This is a genomic window from Desulfovibrio faecalis (genome assembly GCF_053570625.1).
Genome location: NZ_JBRBQR010000001.1, coordinates 1,158,004 through 1,173,458 on the forward strand (window position 1 = coordinate 1,158,004; position 15,455 = coordinate 1,173,458).

The window sequence follows — 15,455 nt, forward strand, 5'->3', positions numbered from 1 at the left end:
GACGCAGATTGTCTGTCCGTATAGTTTGTATTTACGTATTGAGTTCGTATATACAAACAATGAGGCTGCAATCCTGAAAAGAGGGTGACCAAATGGGAACAACAGGTGCTCTGATTATTCTTGGTGTGACGATCGTCGGCATCGTGTTGCTGTGCGTGCGTTACAGGGTTCATGCATTTTTGGCGTTGATGGCTGCCTGCGCCTTTTTGGGGATTGCCAGCGGCATGCCCCTGGGGGCCATTGGCTCGTCCATTGAAAAGGGTATGGGCAATACCTTGGGCTTTCTGGCTCCCATCCTGGCGCTGGGCGCGTTCATGGGCAAGATGCTCGAAGTCTCGGGCGGCGCGCAGCGGCTCGCCAAATCGCTTATTGGCGTTTTTGGTCAGACCAAGGCCTACTGGGCCATGCTCATTATCGGCTATATTTGCGGTATCCCGGTGTTTGCCCAGGTGGGCATGGTGCTGTTGATGCCTCTGGCCTTCTCCATTTCCAAGGAATCCAAGCTTTCCATCCTGCTGGTGGCGCTTTCGCTCTACACTGGCCTGCTGGTTGTGCACTGCGTTGTGCCGCCGCATCCCGCAGCCATGGCCATTGCCAAGGAACTGAACGCCGATGTGGGCAAGGTGATCCTTTACGGCCTCGTTCTGGTGGTGCCCGGCGCCATCATCGGCGGCCCCATCTTTGCCAAGTACATCAGCAAAAACATCATTGTGCCGCTGCCTGAAGGGGCCGTTACCACGGTTATCAGCAAGGATGGCCGCGACCTGCCCAACTTTGGCGGAACCCTGCTGCTGACACTGCTGCCGCTGATCCTCATGATCGGCAAGACCGTGGTGGAATTTTCCTCCAGCAAGGATGCGCCCTACATGCCCCTGGTGGAATTTTTGGGCCACCCTGTGATCGCCCTGTTCATTTCCGCCGTGGCTTCCCTGATCTTCCTTGGCGTGAAGCGGGGCTTCAGCTCCATTGAGCTGGGCGGCTTTTGCGACAAATCCCTCCTGCCCATGGTTTCCATTCTGCTGGTCATTGGCGCTGCGGGCAGCTTTAACAAGGTCATCATGGATTCCGGCATGGGCAACGTGCTCAAGGACGTGCTGGTCACGCTCAACATGCACCCGGTCATCATGGCCTGGCTGATTGCTTCAATCATGCGCTTTGCCCTTGGCAGCGCCACCGTCGCCATGATGACGGCTGCGGGCTTTATCAGCCCTGTGCTGGCCGTGCATCCTGTTGACCCTGCGCTCATGTGCATTTCCATTGGCGCTGGCGCCATTGGCTGGTCGCACGTTACGGACTCCGGCTTCTGGTTCTTCCGCGAATTCCTGAACATGTCGGTCAAAGACATGTACCTGTCCTTCACGTTGTCCGGCTGCATCGTGTCGATCATCACGGCGATATTCTGCTACCTGGCATCGTTTGTTATCTAACAGAGCTATATGGAGAGTATGATGAAATATATAACGCCCACACTTACCGCGCTGAAAAGCAAAACAGAAATCGATGTGCAGTCGTGCCTCAAACATTACGACTTTCTTATTAATGCCGGTATTGACGGTGCGGCCATATTTGGCAGTTCCGGTGAGTTTCCGCATCTTTCTGTTGAAGAACGCAAGAGCCTGATTTCTGCGGCCATCAAGCATATCGACCGCCGTATGCAGGTGCTGATCGGCACTGGCGACATGCGGGTTGAAGAATGCGTCGCCATGTCCAACTTTGCCTTTGAGCAGGGCGCGGACGGCGTGATGGTGGTGGGGCCGTGGTACTTTGCCCTCACCGATGCGGATGTGATGAGCTACTTCGGCGCGGTGGCGGAGCAGGTGCGCGGCAAGGTGTACATCTACAACTACCCTGACCGCACCGGGTACAGCATTTCGCCCAGCGTGGTGCTTGAACTCGCCCGCCGATATCCCAACATTGTGGGCATCAAGGACACCATTCCTGACATGGCCCACACGGTGGAGCTTATCCAGACCGTCAAGGGCAACATCCCATCCTTTGAAGTATTGAGCGGCTTTGATCATAACTTTGCGTCAAACGTTCTGGCCGGCGGCGATGGCTGCATTGCGGCTGTTTCCAACGTGCGCCCCGACCTGTGCGTGGCATGGCGCGATGCCATGAAGGCCCGCGATTTTGACGGCACCATGAAGTATCAGCAGTTGTTCAACCGCATTGTGGGGGTGTACGGATTCTCCTCACCCTTTATGGCGGCCATGAAGGGCCTGCTTGTGGATGCGGGCATTTTTGCCTCTGCCACGGTTGCGTCCCCCTATCAGGAGGCAACTTCTGCCCAGATGTTTGCCGTGCGGGAATTCATGCGCGGTTTTTAAGGCATTTCAAGCGTGAAATGCCCAGATGGAGCAATCGGCGTTGGTTACGCAGACGCCGTCACGGTTTCAGGGCCTTGTAATGATGCAAAGGGCGGCCTCCCTCAGGCCGCCCGCTGAAACCGGCAACTTCTCAACAAAGAGAGTATGCTATGTCCATTGCAGATATTTACGCCAATCCGCAGAACGATGTATATGATGTAAAGACCCACGCTTCCGGCCCCAAGGGTTCGCTGCCGCTCACTGGCGACATGCTGCGCGAACTGCCCTGCGGCGATATTTTCGGCATGACCCTGGATGCTGGCATGGGCTGGAAGCCCGAAGATATTCTTGGCCCCAACGTGTTGATCATCAGCACCCTTGGCGGCAAGCGCAACGACGACGGCACCCCCGACGCCCTGGGCCTGCACGTGGGCCACTGGGAACTGGGCTTGCAGATTTCCGCCGCCAGCAAGGAGATCAAACAGCAGAAGGGCGTGCCTTTTGCCTCGTATGTGACCGACCCCTGCGACGGACGCACCCAGGGCACCACTGGCATGTATGATTCCCTGCCCTTCCGCAACGATGCGGCCATGGTCTTCCGCAGGCAGATCCGTTCCCTGCCCACAGTTGGCGCTGTTATCGGCGTTGCCAGCTGCGACAAGGGCCTGCCCGCGACCATGATGGCCCTGGCCTCCATGCACGACCTGCCCTGCGTACTCGTGCCCGGCGGTTCGACCCTGCCCCCCACCGACGGCGAAGACCTCGGCAAGGTGCAGACCATCGGCGCGCGTTATTCCAACAACGAGCTGAGCCTTGAGGACGCAGCCCGCCTTGGCTGCCGCGCCTGCGGTTCCGCTGGCGGCGGCTGCCAGTTCCTCGGCACTGCCGGCACTTCGCAGGTTGTGGCCGAAGGCCTTGGTCTGGCCCTGCCGCACACGGCCCTTGCCCCCTCTGGCGAACCCGTGTGGGTAGAAGTGGGCCGTCAGTCGGCCAAGGCCGTGATGGGCCTGCTGAAAAAAGGCATCACAATCAAGGATATCATCACCGACAAGGCCATTGAAAACGCCATGATGGTGCATGCGGCCTTTGGCGGTTCCACCAACCTGCTGCTGCACCTGCCAGCCATTGCCCATGCGGGCGGTTGCCACCGTCCCACGGTGGAAGACTGGGCGCGTGTGAACAGCTTGGCCCCCCGTCTGGTCAGCGTGCTGCCCAACGGCCCGGTGTATCATCCAACCGTCCGCGCCTTCATGGCTGGCGGCGTACCGGAAGTCATGCTGCACCTGCGCGACCTCGGCCTGTTGCACTTGGACGCCCTCACCGTTACCGGTCACACCGTGGGCGAAAACCTTGAATGGTGGGAAAAGAGCGAACGCCGGGCCCACTTCCGCCGCATGCTCAAGGAGCTGGACAACGTGGAGCCGGACGATGTGATCATGTCGCCCGCCCGCGCCAAGGAGCGCGGCCTGACCTCCACCATTACCTTTCCTGTGGGCAACATTGCGCCCGAGGGTTCGGTCATCAAGTCCACAGCCATTGACCCCACGGTCATCGATGCTGACGGCGTTTACCGTCACACGGCGGCCATCAAGGTATTCACAGCCGAGCCTGACGCCATCAAGGCCATCAAGGCCGGAAAAATCGAAAAGGGCGATATGCTCGTGGTTATCGGCGGCGGCCCATGCGGCACCGGTATGGAAGAAACCTATCAGCTCACCTCGGCGCTCAAGCATCTGTCGTATGGCAAGTATGTGTGCCTGCTGACGGACGCGCGCTTCTCCGGCGTTTCCACTGGCGCGTGCGTGGGCCATATCGGGCCGGAAGCACTGGTGGGCGGCCCTGTTTCAAAACTGCGCGACGGCGATATTGTGGAAATGGTGGTGGATTGCAACAAGCTGGAAGGCCGCGTCAACTTTATCGGTACTGACCCGCAGCATCCCCTCACGCCGGAAGAAGGGGCCAAAGTGCTTGCCGGACGCGAAACGCACCCCGGCCTCAAGCCCGCGCCCGCTCTGCCTGACGACACCCGCCTGTGGGCGGCCTTGCAGGCCGTGAGCGGCGGCACCTGGGGCGGCAGCGTGTATGATGTGGACAAGATTGTCACAGTGCTTGAGGCTGGTAAAAAAGCCCTGGGCATGTAACAGCCCCATAGAGCCTTGTAATGAAAAGGGCCGCTCCGTGATACGGGGCGGCCCTTTGACATAGACAAATAATAAACAGTTACGCGCCAGACGCCTCGAGCACAAAGCGGCGCACGCTGCGCATCTCTTCGCACAGGGCGGGGTAGTCGAAGCGGGTAAAGCGCCCGTCCTGATACAGTACCTCGCCGCCCACCATGGTCATGCGGGTTTCCATACCCGTGGCCGCGTACACAAGGTGCGACACTTCATTATACATGGGTTGCAGGTTCGGTTCGCTGAGGTCCAGGGCCACGCAGTCGGCTGCCTTGCCGGGGGCCAGCGAGCCAAGGCGTTCATCGTGCATGGCGGCAGCGCCGCCAAGGGTCGCCATATCCAGTACCTGTGCCGCAGGCAGCAGTGTGGGGTCAAGCCCTGTGAGCTTGTGCAGCAGGGCGGCGCGGCCCATCTCTGAAAACATGTTCAGCCTGTTATTGCTGGCAGCGCCATCCGTGCCAAGGCCCACGTGCATGCCGCGCGCCAGCATGGCAGCCACCGGAGCGGCGCCCGAGGCCAGCTTCATGTTGGACGAGGGATTGTGGGCCACCACGGCCTTTTGCCGGGCCAGCAGGTCAAGCTCCGCCGAGGTCACATCCACCACATGGGCAAGGGTGCAGGGCACATCGAGCAGGCCAAGGCCACGGCAGTATTCCGTAGGTCTTTTGCCTTGGGCAGACAGGCATATCTGCGTTTCTGACGGGGTTTCCGCCAGATGAATGTGCAGGGGCAGGGCAAGCTCCTGCGCAAGGTCGCGGCATGCGGTCAGGATTTCCGGCGTGGTGGTGTAGACGCTATGCGGGTTCACGGCCACGCGCAGGCGGTCGTGATTACGATATTTTTCCGCCAGGGCGCGGGTGGCGTCAAGCGCAGCCTCCGGCCCTGGAAAAGCCGCAGAAGGAAAGGCAAAAACTGCTTCGCCGCCCAGGCAGCGCAGGCCTGCCGTGTCGGCGGCCTCAAAGACCGACTCTTCAAAAAGGTACATGTCCACGCAGGCGGTGGTGCCGGTGCGCAGCATTTCCGCATAGCCAAGCAGGCTGCCGAGGCGCACCATTTCCGGCGTCAGCTTTTGCTCAACTGGGAAAATTCGCTGGTTCAGCCAGTCCATGAGCGGCATGTCGTCGGCAAGGCCGCGCAGGAAGGTCATGGCTGCATGGGTGTGGGCGTTGACGAGGCCCGGCAGAACGAGCATGTTTTCGAGGTGCAGGGTGTTGCCGGACTGCCAGTTCTGGATAATTTCGGCGGTGGGGCCGACTGCGGCAACCAGACCCTTGTCGATGGCCAGAGAGGCCTTTTCTATAACGCGGCGCTGCTCGTCCTGAGTGACGATGCAGGCGGCATGGAGCAATGTGTCGCAGTGGCGCATGCGTTTCTCCGCAGACAGGTTGGCGTGATATTTCTATTAACGACGCGAGATTTCAGGTGTAGCGCCCTGGCTCGCGCTTGGCAAGAGTTCTTGCCGTACCGGGTGAAATGGCGTGAACAGCATGCGTTGTCTGGTCTTGCACGGTCTGGCGGGGAGCCCTTTTGAGGTACGGCCTGTGGCCGATGCCCTTGAAGCTGCGGGCCATGTTGCCCTGTGCCCCGTGCTGCCGGGACATGCCGCCTCGGAAGAAGAATATCTGGCAAGTTCATACTCGCAGTGGCTTGACTGCGCCCGCGCAGCCTACCTTGAGCAGTGCGCGGGCGGGCCAGTGCTGCTGGCTGGCTACTCGCTGGGCGGGCTGCTGGCGCTGAACATTGCCGCAGAGGCCGCCGAGGGGCGACTTCCGGCCCTGGCGGGCCTGGCCCTGCTGGCAACGCCGCTTTTCTTGTGGCGTATGCATCCCTTTTTTCTTGCTGACTGGCGCATGCCGCTGCTGCCCCTGTGGTGCCGTTTGCAGCCAGTGCGGCAGTTGCCGCCACGATCTGCGGCGAGCCGGGCCGTTGCCCCCTGGCAGGGACACGAAACCCTGTGCTCGTACCGCCACTTGCAGCAATTGGCGCTGGCGCAAAAAAAGGCGAGGGCGGCTCTTGGCGGGATATCTGTGCCGTTGTGCGCCGTGCAGCTATATAGTGATGGAGTATGCCCGCCCTTCAATTCCAGTTTTCTAGTTGAGCAGTGCGGCGCGACTGATGCGAGGCTGCATCTTTTGCGGGTAACAAGCCCTCACGGCGGGCATTTGCCAACAACGCACGTGGAAAGCCGTGGCCGCGTGGCCGCCATTGTCGCTGCCTTTGCCAGCGAAGTGGCGGCGGGAAAGGCTTGCAAGATTGCGCCGCAGCGTATATAGAAATTGGCTGGCATTGCGCGAAAATCGGGCGCGGGCAACCTTTTGCCCTTGCCGATGCCGGGCGGTACTTTTTTAATGCTATACCCACACCCTATGGAGGTGCGTTTTGTTTGAATCCTTAGCTTATGCCATGGGCACGCCTCAGGCCGGGGCCGCTCCCGCCAGCGGACAGGAAATGCTGATGCAGTTTCTGCCCCTCATCGTCATGTTTGTCATTTTCTGGTTCCTGCTTATCCGTCCCCAGCAGAAGCGGGCCAAGGCCCACAAGCAGATGCTGTCCGAACTGAAGCGCGGCGACCACGTTATGACCTCCAGCGGCCTGCTTGGTCGTATTCTTGAGATCGACGATGAACAGGTGCTTCTTGAAAGCGGCGAAGCCAAGGTGCGCGTTTCTCGCGGCGCCATCGGCGGCGTTGTGCCTGTCAAGGGCGGCAAGGACACCAAGGAAGAAAAGTAGCAGGTCGCTTTGGCGGCTTGTGTCTGCCTCTGCCAGGCGGGCAAAGTGCATGGCCCATGAGCTGGACTGGCTGTTGCCGGATCGGCTCAAGGGCTTTTGCCTCTTGACGTGCCCGGATTTTCGGGTCTTCGGAGTTTCCGGCTTTGTCGGTAGCCCTGCGGCTGTCCCTCAAGGGATAGCCGCGCGGTTGCGGCAAAGCTTAATCTGTTGTGTGGAAGGTGAACGATGGGTCTGCTCTGGCGCTTGTCCATAGCCATCATGGTTTTTGTGTTGTCCCTTGTTTACGCGCTCCCCAGCGTTCCCTATCTGGGAACAGCTCTTGAGCGCGTTCTGCCGTCGAGCAAAATCAATCTCGGCCTTGACCTCAAGGGCGGCATCCATCTGACGCTTGGCGTTGACGTTGCCAAGGCCGTGAGCAATTCGCTGGCCCTGACCGGGCAGGATTTGCGCCGCGTGGCCGAAGATGAAAAGATTGTTGTGTTGCGCCCCCGCGTGGTGGGCGGCACCGCTCTTGAATTCGTGCTGCCGCGCGCAGAAAACGAACCGAAGTTTCGCGAGCTGCTGGCCCGACAGTTCCCGCAGTTGAACGTAGGCGAACCGCAGGCGGGCGAAGCCGGGCAGTTGCGCTATGTGGCCCACTTCACCGCAGCGGAAGTCAAGCGCATTGAAGACCTTTCGCTTGATCAGGCTCTGCGCACCATCCGCAACCGCATTGACCAGTTCGGCGTGGCCGAACCCGATATCCGCAAACAGTCCGACAATCGTATCCAGGTGCAGTTGCCGGGTATTTCTGACCCGCGCCGCGCCGTGCAGGTTATCGGGCAGACTGCGCACCTTGAGTTCCATCTGGTGCGCGAGGACGTTGACCCCGGTAAGGCCGTGCTGCCCCCTGGCGTGATCGCGCTGCCCATGCTGGAAAAGAACCCCGGTCAGCAGCAGAAGGAAACCCTCATCGCTGTTGAAAAAGACGCCATGCTCACGGGCGAAGATGTGTCGGACGCCCGGCCCGCTTTTGACAACGTGAACCAGGCGTATGTTACCCTGAATTTCAATGCCCGGGGTGCGCGCATCTTTGAACGCGTCACCGGAGAAAATGTGGGCCGCCGCATGGCCATTGTGCTCGATGGCAAGGTGTATTCCGCGCCGTCCATCCGCGAGCGCATCGGTGGGGGCAGAGCCAGTATTTCTGGCAGCTTCTCCACTGCCGAAGCCCAGGATCTTGCCATTGTGCTGCGTGCAGGTTCGCTGCCCGCCCCGGTGTCTGTGCTTGAAGAACGCACTGTTGGCCCCTCGCTGGGTCAGGAATCCATTGACAGCGGTGTTCGTGCGGCGATGGTCGGCGCAGTATGCGTTGTTGTGTTCATGGCGGTCTATTACGGCATGAGCGGCCTTATTGCCGACGTTATGCTCTGCTTCACCATGCTTATTGTCATGGCGGGTATGGCTGCTTTTGGCGCCACTCTGACCCTGCCGGGCATTGCCGGTATTGTGTTGACCATCGGTATGGCGGTTGACGCCAACGTGCTCATTTACGAGCGCATACGCGAGGAAATACGGCTGGGCCTCACGCCTCTTGCCGCAGTACGCGCGGGCTTTGACCGCGCTGCTATTTCCATTACCGACTCGAACCTGACAACAATCATCGCTACCGTGATTCTGTACCAGTTCGGCACCGGCCCCATCAGGGGTTTTGCGGTGACGCTCTCTCTGGGCATCATCGCCTCCATGTTTACGGCCATCTTTGTATCGCGGGCCATTTTTGAGGAGTGGGCGCGGCACTGCGGCCCCAAGGGCATCAGCATATAGCGCGCCGGGAGGCAATTATGGGTTTCGCATTTATCAAGCACGACACCAATCTGGATTTCATCGGCAAGCGCTATTGGGCGTATGGCATTTCAGTGCTCCTGATTTTGGTCGGCCTAGCTTCCATGTTCATGGGGCAGGGCCTTAAAATGGGTATCGATTTTGCTGGCGGCGTGATCGCCCAGATTCAATTTGAACATCCTGTCAAGGATGAGGCGCTCAAGAAGAGTCTGGATGTACCCGCCTTGCCCGGCATCAGCACCCAGAGGTTTGGCGATGGCGACAGGGATTATCTGTTGCGTTTTTCCCAGTCAGAAAATGCCAACGCCAGCCAGTTGCGCACGGCCCTGATAGATACGCTGGCAAGCGCTTTTCCTGACAACAAGGCTGAAATACAAAGACTTGAAGTTGTCGGCCCGAAGGTCGGCGCTGATTTGACCAACAAGGCTCTTGCAGCTCTGTATTATTCAGTATTGCTGATCGCAGTCTACATTTCGGGCCGTTTTGAGCAGCGCTGGATGGCGGGGGCCATAATGGCGGGCGCTCTGTGGGGCGGAATGTACCTCGCCGGACTCACCGGGCTTGGCATGGGCTGGCTTGTCTTGCTTTCACTTGCGATTACGCTGGTCGTCTGCTTTTTCCTCAAGCTCAACTTTGCGCTTGGGGCAATCGTGGGGCTGCTGCACGACGTCAGCATCACGCTTGGGCTATTGTCTGTTATGGGGGTTGAAATTGACCTCAATGTTATGGCGGCCTTGCTGACTCTGGTGGGCTATTCGCTCAACGATACCATCATCGTCTATGACCGCCTGCGCGAAAATCTGCGAGCAGCGCCACAGTTGACAATGTCTGCGCTTATCAATCGCAGCGTCAACCAGACCCTTTCCCGTACTATTCTGACAAGCGGCACTACGCTGCTGGCAACACTCTCGCTCTTTGTGCTTGGCGGCGGTGTTATCCATGATTTTGCCCTGACCATGCTCATCGGCGTTTTTGTGGGTACTGCTTCGTCCATTTACGTGTCCTCGGCCATTCTCTTGGCGCTGGGCGACTCCGAGTTTTATACTCAGCGCGCTCAGGAAGGTGCCAAGTACGAGCGCCCCGGCGAGCACGGCGTTGTGTAGCCTTTGTTGCAACGCGCTCTGTTGCTTTGCCTGAGAGATTAGTGAAAAACCCCGGTTGCCAAGGCAACCGGGGTTTTTGTTTGTCAGTCATACGGATTGTGTACGCTGTGAATCGGCAATGAAAAAAGGCATGCCGTGGGCATGCCTTTTTTACAAGTCAGCCGATAAGGCAAACAGAAGCAAAAGCGTCAGGCATCATGAATTTCCTGCTTGATGACGGCCTCGGCCTTGATACGGTCAAGCAGTTCTGCAAAGGTGGCTTTAACGTGCTCGCGTATGTCGCCCGCCACCACAAGAAAGAGCAGATCATCGCCCGGTTTGAGGAGGCCTTCCTCGGCTTGGGCAACGATGGCAAAAATTCCCGGCTGTTTTTCCATCTCGCGGCAGATGGCGTCCATTTTAGCAGTGTCGTGTGAAACGCGTACTGCGGTAACCGGGGCATGATCCCCGCGCGACCATGCGCGCACAACGCCGTTGTGCACCAGCATCATACCCACGTGGTCGGCGAAGCCGGGGCGGGCTTTGAGTTCCTGAAGAGTTTTGTTAATGTCCATAAAAACCGCCTTGGTTTTATTGGCTAGATCAACGCCGTTCATTTAAGGCTACAACATGGCAGCCTTTGTATAAAGGATTTTATTCATGGCGCATTTATCGCAGTTACTCTCACGCCTGCCGGGCAATATTGATGTGCGCATGAGCACCATGGGCCATGTGGTGTGGGTGAGCTGGCACGACAGACTCGCCCCCGCCGTAGGCCAGACGCTGCTGAATTATGGCGGCATGCTGGTAGGTGAAGAAGCAGAGCAGTCAATCTGGTTCTTCTTTACTGACGACGTTTTTCTGGCTTTGGCCCGACTGATGGTGTGGGGCAATTTTAATGAATTGCCTGTTGCCATTGAACTGTTCCCAGGGCGGTTGCAGTTCGGGCGCAAGCGCGAGGTCAATCTGCTGCTGGACGGCGCCTTGCAGGCCCAGCAGATCGTTGTGACAGATGCCCTTGAAATCTGGATCCATCCCAAGAGCCGCGAGGGTAAAAAAGGCCTGCCCGGCATAACGTTTGAGCGCCGTTCCGGGCGGCAGGGCATGGCTGGTGTTGACTGGGCTTCCATGACGGTTGACGTGCGTATGCCCTACGCCTCCACTCAGTCTTGGTTTGCCGTGCTGCACCCCTTGGGCAGCCCGCTGGACAAGGCCTATCAGGTCGGCTGGACGTCCATGTTCAAGCGGCTAGAAGCCCTGCTGCAAAAGCACAAGATCAAATCCATCGTGGACAATACGTTCATGATGATTGCCATAGACAACCTGCAAATGTTGCGTACCTTCATGCGCGACTATCTGCACAGCTTTGACAAGGAAAAAAACGAAGCAGCGGGCTATTGGCCTTGTGTAAGCGTGGTTGCCGACCGCAACAATCTGAATTTCAATGCTGATCTGCCCAAAAAAATAGGCTTGCAGTGGGATAATCTCATGCCGGATTTCCCCTACCTGAGCTATCGCAATGCCTATCTGCTGGGCGAGGGTTTCACTGTTCGCGATCTGCGATTTACCGGCGAGCAGATGGCTATGGACAGCTGGTGCAACGTGATGCTGGACGAAAACAGCCTCAGCGGCAGGTCTATTGCGCTGCTGATGCCAAGCCGCCTCACGTCGCCCAGCCCTTCTGGAACGGGCTGCGTTTATTGTGGTATTCACAGCCACGATTCGTCAGAATGTCCCACGCGTTTTGGGCCAGCTTCCAACAGTCAGGAAGTGTGGGAAAAAATCGGGCAACTGGATCTTGAAGCCATCAATGAAGGGTTCCGCAGCATAGAAATGACGCTGACGGAAAAAGGAGCAGGCGGCTACGGGGCAGTGCTTGGCGGCGAAGACGATGCCGCTGTGGTGCTGCGCGCCGTGCTTGAGATCAATTCTGCCTGTCAGTTGCGCAACGTGCCGCGGCACTGGCTTTACCGCATGCGTGAGCCAGAGCCCAACGAGGCCGTCCCCACCAAGGATGACAGCCCCGCATGGGACCTGTTGGACAAGCTCATAACCACGACTCCGTCTGAAATGTCGGAGATGGAAAAGAAGATAAGCCAGGCAATCTCGCGGCATCAGCGCGATCCGCGTCTGCACATGGTGCAGGCTTTTGCGCATATTGAGCGTAACGACTACCCCCGGGCGGAAACGGCGTTCCGCAATGCGGCGGTGCTAACGCCGTCGCCCGCCTTGCAGGCCTGGACAGAATTTTTTCTTGCACGTCTGGCAGAAGAACAAGGGCAGTTTTCTCAGGCCATAGAACAGTATTCACAAATTTGGCGCGTCATGCCCCAGTGGCGCGAGGTCAAGTACCGCGAAATTGTCTGTCAGGTAAAAATGGGTTTTTGCGAGCCTATTCTGGATCAGCTTATAACGCTCATCCGTGAGGAACCCTCGTACTTCAACAGGGTTCTCATCGATCCGGCACTTGAGCGTGGCCGACTGCTGATCCTCTCCGCCCTGTATGACCTGTGGACAGATGCCAAAAAATGCGCAGATGCAGACCGGGTTCGTGTCAATGAGATCAGCGCCCGCATCAATGCCTGGTTTGCGCCGGAACATCCTGTACAGTTGCAACTTGGCGAAAAGGTGCGTGAACTGGAAACCCTCGCCAATATCAACAACTATCTTGCCTACCTCAAGGTCGTGGCTGAGCGGCCCAACCTCGAAAGGGAAATGGAAGACTGCATAGCCCGCGAAGTTGAAGATCTCCGCAATCGATACAAGTACTATCTTGATATCTTGCAGGAAATTCGGGATGAAGCCTCCTGGTTCCCCTTTCCTGCGGCGTTGCGGGAGTTCAGTCAGGAATTTAACGAGAGCGCGGGCATCATCAACCGGGCATTTTCGTGCAACTTCAAGGAGGCCGAGGCCTTCAAGCGCGCTCAGGGCGAAACGCCCCATCTGGCAGAACTACTGCGTAGTCTGCGCAAGCGCCTGCAATTTTTACGAATGGTGCGCGATGGTACTCTTTTTGGGCTTACCCTGCTCAAAACGTTCATGTGGCTGGAGGCCTTGGGATTGCTGCTCTGTTTTGTTGCGGTGCCGGTGGTCTATTTTTGGGGCGAAACGCTGCACTTGGGCTGGCTGCGGGATATTCTCGGCTCCGAGCCGTGGTCGATCCAGAAAATTCTGATTCTCATTGTGACTATGGTTTCTCTGGGAACTGCGGCCCTGCGTACGACAATTGTATTTGACCGCAAGCGTGAACGTCTGCTTGAAGAGGCGCGCCAGCAGCGTGAACAGGCGCAGCAAACCCGGCTTGAGCGTATTCGTCAGCAGCGCAGGCTTGAGGCGGACCGCGCCCAAAAAAAGAAGGACGCGGAGCAATCGGGGAAGAAGTAGCTAAACTTGGCCCAGCCTCTTGCGTAATTTATCGATAATTGTTATTAATAAATCAAGCACACAAGGAGGAATCCATGACATCCCTGAAGGATTTTTCTCTTTACAATATAGACTGGAACCTCAGCCCTGAACACGCCGTCACCATGTATCTGGAATGGGGAAATAACGATTGGCATTCAGAATATCCCCCGGTTCGCTCAAAGGAAGACGTATCCCATTACTTTGTGGTGGACAGCTGGCAGGAGCCGCCTGTTATCCGGCTTGTGAAGCGCAATTCTGAAAGAGCGGACGATTTGATTACCGTTCCTCTGCCAGCGGTGCTGATGGAAGATTATCGCAAGGTTCACGGCTCATGGCGCGGCATAAGCGAACCCACGCCCGAAGTGAAGTCCTGGCTCAAAAAGGAGCTTGGGCAGGATTGATGCCCAGCGCAGGGTGCACCTGATGTGCCCAAAGATACAAGAAAATGTTAAAAGGCCCGCGTAAAGCGGGCCTTTCTCGTGACATGGAAAAAAGTCAAAGCGGCGTCAGCGCGCGCCAAAGCCGGGGATACGGTATCTGTCTTCAAGCCAGCGCAGCAGAAACGTTGCCAGCGTGACCATTGCCAGATAGTAAGCGCCCACAGCGATAAAGACCTCAGTGAAGCGAAACGTGTCAGAGGCAACAACCTTGCCTTCGCCCATGAGCTCAAGGCACGTAACCAGATAGGCCAGCGAACTGTACTTGATAAGATAGATGATCTCATTGCCGCAGCCGGGCAGAGCGCGTCTGGCTGCCTGAGGAATGATGATCCACGAGACTGTCTGCCACTGGCTGAAACCAAGCGCTTGCGCGGCGCGCACCTGCCCCTGCCTGATGGAAAGCAGCGCTCCCCGCACGTATTCCGACTGATAGGCGGCTGTGCAGAGTGTGAAACTGGTCAGGGCAGCGCCAAAGGGCGAAAAGAATATGCCAAGTTTGGGCAGAGCGTAATAGATCATCATCAGCTGCACGGCCAGTGGCACACCGCGTATCAGCGAGGTGTAGCCATTGCCGAGGCGGCGCAGCCAGCGCGGCCCAAAAGCGCGGGCGCAGCCCAGGAGCACGCCGCCCACAAAGCCAAGGCTCCCGGCTGGAATAATGAGCGCAATCGAAACCAGCAGCCCTCGGTTCAGGGCTGGCAGCAGTTCGTTGCTGAAAAAGGCCGTGTCCAGCACTTAGGCCCCCATCTCCAGCAGGCGCTGGCAAAAATCGCGGGTACGCGTGTTTGACCCTTCGGCCAGCAGCACTGCGGGCGATCCCTGTTCAATGAGTTTGCCGTGTTCCATGAAAATAATCTCGGTGGCAAGGGCACGGGCAAAATCCATCTGATGTGTTGCCATGACCATGGTCATGCCGCCGCTGGCAAGGTCGCGAATAACGGCAAGCACTTCGCCCACAAGTTCGGGGTCAAGGGCCGAGGTCGGCTCATCAAGCAGAATAACCTTGGGATCCATGGCGAGGGCGCGGGCCATGGCCACGCGCTGCTTCTGGCCGCCAGAGAGCTGCGCCGGGTACAGGCTTGCGCGGCGGGCAAGGCCCACACGGGCAAGTTCTTCCTGAGCACGGGCGCGCGCATCGGCAGCAGACATGCCGCGCACCTTGCGGAGGGCTATGGCTACGTTTTCTTCGGCGGTGAGGTGATCAAACAGGTTGAAATCCTGAAAGATCATGCCAACCTGGGCGCGAAAGGCGCAGAGTGCTGCCTTGTCCGTGCGGTTGAGCAACTGGCCTTCAAGATAAATCTCGCCGGAATCCGGGGGAATAAGGCAGTTGATGCTTTGAAGAAATGTGCTCTTGCCCGCGCCGGAAGGCCCGATGAGCACCTTGAGTTCGCCCCGGTTAACCGTAAGACTGCAATTATCCAGAATGGGCTTGCCGCCCAACATCTTGGAAATGCCTTTGACCTGCAATACCGCTTGTTGATCCACGCTCAT

General features: G+C 58.0%; 13 protein-coding genes. 9 read left to right on the forward strand and 4 right to left on the reverse strand.

Annotated features, from left to right (window positions below; all coding sequences use genetic code 11):
* Nucleotides 1–92 precede the first annotated feature (92 nt).
* The 3 genes from ACUZ79_RS05155 (at nt 93) to ACUZ79_RS05165 (ending at nt 4,447) form a co-directional block, all read left to right on the forward strand.
* Nucleotides 93–1,427 carry a GntT/GntP/DsdX family permease gene (locus tag ACUZ79_RS05155; RefSeq protein WP_449250904.1) on the forward strand — a complete coding sequence of 445 codons (1,335 nt, stop codon included), beginning with the start codon at nt 93–95 and terminating at the stop codon, nt 1,425–1,427.
* A gap of 21 nt (nt 1,428–1,448) precedes the next feature.
* Nucleotides 1,449–2,327 (forward strand): dihydrodipicolinate synthase family protein, encoded by an 879-nt coding sequence (locus ACUZ79_RS05160; protein WP_240823913.1) that lies wholly within the window; start codon nt 1,449–1,451, stop codon nt 2,325–2,327.
* Nucleotides 2,328–2,476: 149 nt separating this feature from the next.
* Nucleotides 2,477–4,447 carry a YjhG/YagF family D-xylonate dehydratase gene (locus ACUZ79_RS05165; RefSeq protein WP_449250905.1) on the forward strand — a complete coding sequence of 657 codons (1,971 nt, stop codon included), beginning with the start codon at nt 2,477–2,479 and terminating at the stop codon, nt 4,445–4,447.
* Between the two features lie 79 nt (nt 4,448–4,526).
* On the opposite strand, the gene ACUZ79_RS05170 is transcribed toward ACUZ79_RS05165, so the two are convergent.
* Entirely contained in the window at nt 4,527–5,846 is a 1,320-nt protein-coding gene (locus ACUZ79_RS05170; RefSeq protein WP_449250906.1) for an amidohydrolase family protein, read from the reverse strand.
* A gap of 121 nt (nt 5,847–5,967) precedes the next feature.
* Here ACUZ79_RS05170 and ACUZ79_RS05175 point away from each other — a divergent pair, with 121 nt between their 5' ends.
* The 4 genes from ACUZ79_RS05175 (at nt 5,968) to secF (ending at nt 10,137) form a co-directional block, all read left to right on the forward strand.
* Nucleotides 5,968–6,753, forward strand: a complete 786-nt coding sequence (locus ACUZ79_RS05175; protein ID WP_240823916.1) for an alpha/beta hydrolase — start codon at nt 5,968–5,970, stop codon at nt 6,751–6,753.
* A gap of 106 nt (nt 6,754–6,859) precedes the next feature.
* Nucleotides 6,860–7,210, forward strand: a complete 351-nt coding sequence (gene yajC, locus ACUZ79_RS05180) for a preprotein translocase subunit YajC (protein WP_449250907.1) — start codon at nt 6,860–6,862, stop codon at nt 7,208–7,210.
* Between the two features lie 225 nt (nt 7,211–7,435).
* Complete coding sequence (gene secD, locus ACUZ79_RS05185) at nt 7,436–9,016, forward strand: protein translocase subunit SecD (protein ID WP_449250908.1); 1,581 nt, start codon at nt 7,436–7,438, stop codon at nt 9,014–9,016.
* A gap of 17 nt (nt 9,017–9,033) precedes the next feature.
* Nucleotides 9,034–10,137, forward strand: coding sequence for a protein translocase subunit SecF (gene secF / locus ACUZ79_RS05190; protein ID WP_192112453.1), 1,104 nt, complete (start codon nt 9,034–9,036; stop codon nt 10,135–10,137).
* Between the two features lie 188 nt (nt 10,138–10,325).
* Here secF and ACUZ79_RS05195 read toward each other — a convergent pair whose 3' ends face one another.
* Nucleotides 10,326–10,691, reverse strand: a complete 366-nt coding sequence (locus ACUZ79_RS05195; RefSeq protein WP_227118567.1) for a molybdenum cofactor biosynthesis protein MoaE — start codon at nt 10,689–10,691, stop codon at nt 10,326–10,328.
* Nucleotides 10,692–10,776: 85 nt separating this feature from the next.
* Here ACUZ79_RS05195 and ACUZ79_RS05200 point away from each other — a divergent pair, with 85 nt between their 5' ends.
* Entirely contained in the window at nt 10,777–13,500 is a 2,724-nt protein-coding gene (locus ACUZ79_RS05200) for a tetratricopeptide repeat protein (protein WP_240823920.1), read from the forward strand.
* 74 nt (nt 13,501–13,574) lie between these two features.
* Entirely contained in the window at nt 13,575–13,922 is a 348-nt protein-coding gene (locus ACUZ79_RS05205; RefSeq protein WP_449250909.1) for a DVU0772 family protein, read from the forward strand.
* A gap of 105 nt (nt 13,923–14,027) precedes the next feature.
* Here the strand turns inward: ACUZ79_RS05205 and ACUZ79_RS05210 are convergent, their stop codons facing one another.
* Both ACUZ79_RS05210 and ACUZ79_RS05215 read right to left on the reverse strand, forming a co-directional pair.
* Nucleotides 14,028–14,696, reverse strand: a complete 669-nt coding sequence (locus tag ACUZ79_RS05210) for an amino acid ABC transporter permease (RefSeq protein ID WP_240823922.1) — start codon at nt 14,694–14,696, stop codon at nt 14,028–14,030.
* Nucleotides 14,697–15,455 carry an amino acid ABC transporter ATP-binding protein gene (locus ACUZ79_RS05215; RefSeq protein ID WP_022657985.1) on the reverse strand — a complete coding sequence of 253 codons (759 nt, stop codon included), beginning with the start codon at nt 15,453–15,455 and terminating at the stop codon, nt 14,697–14,699.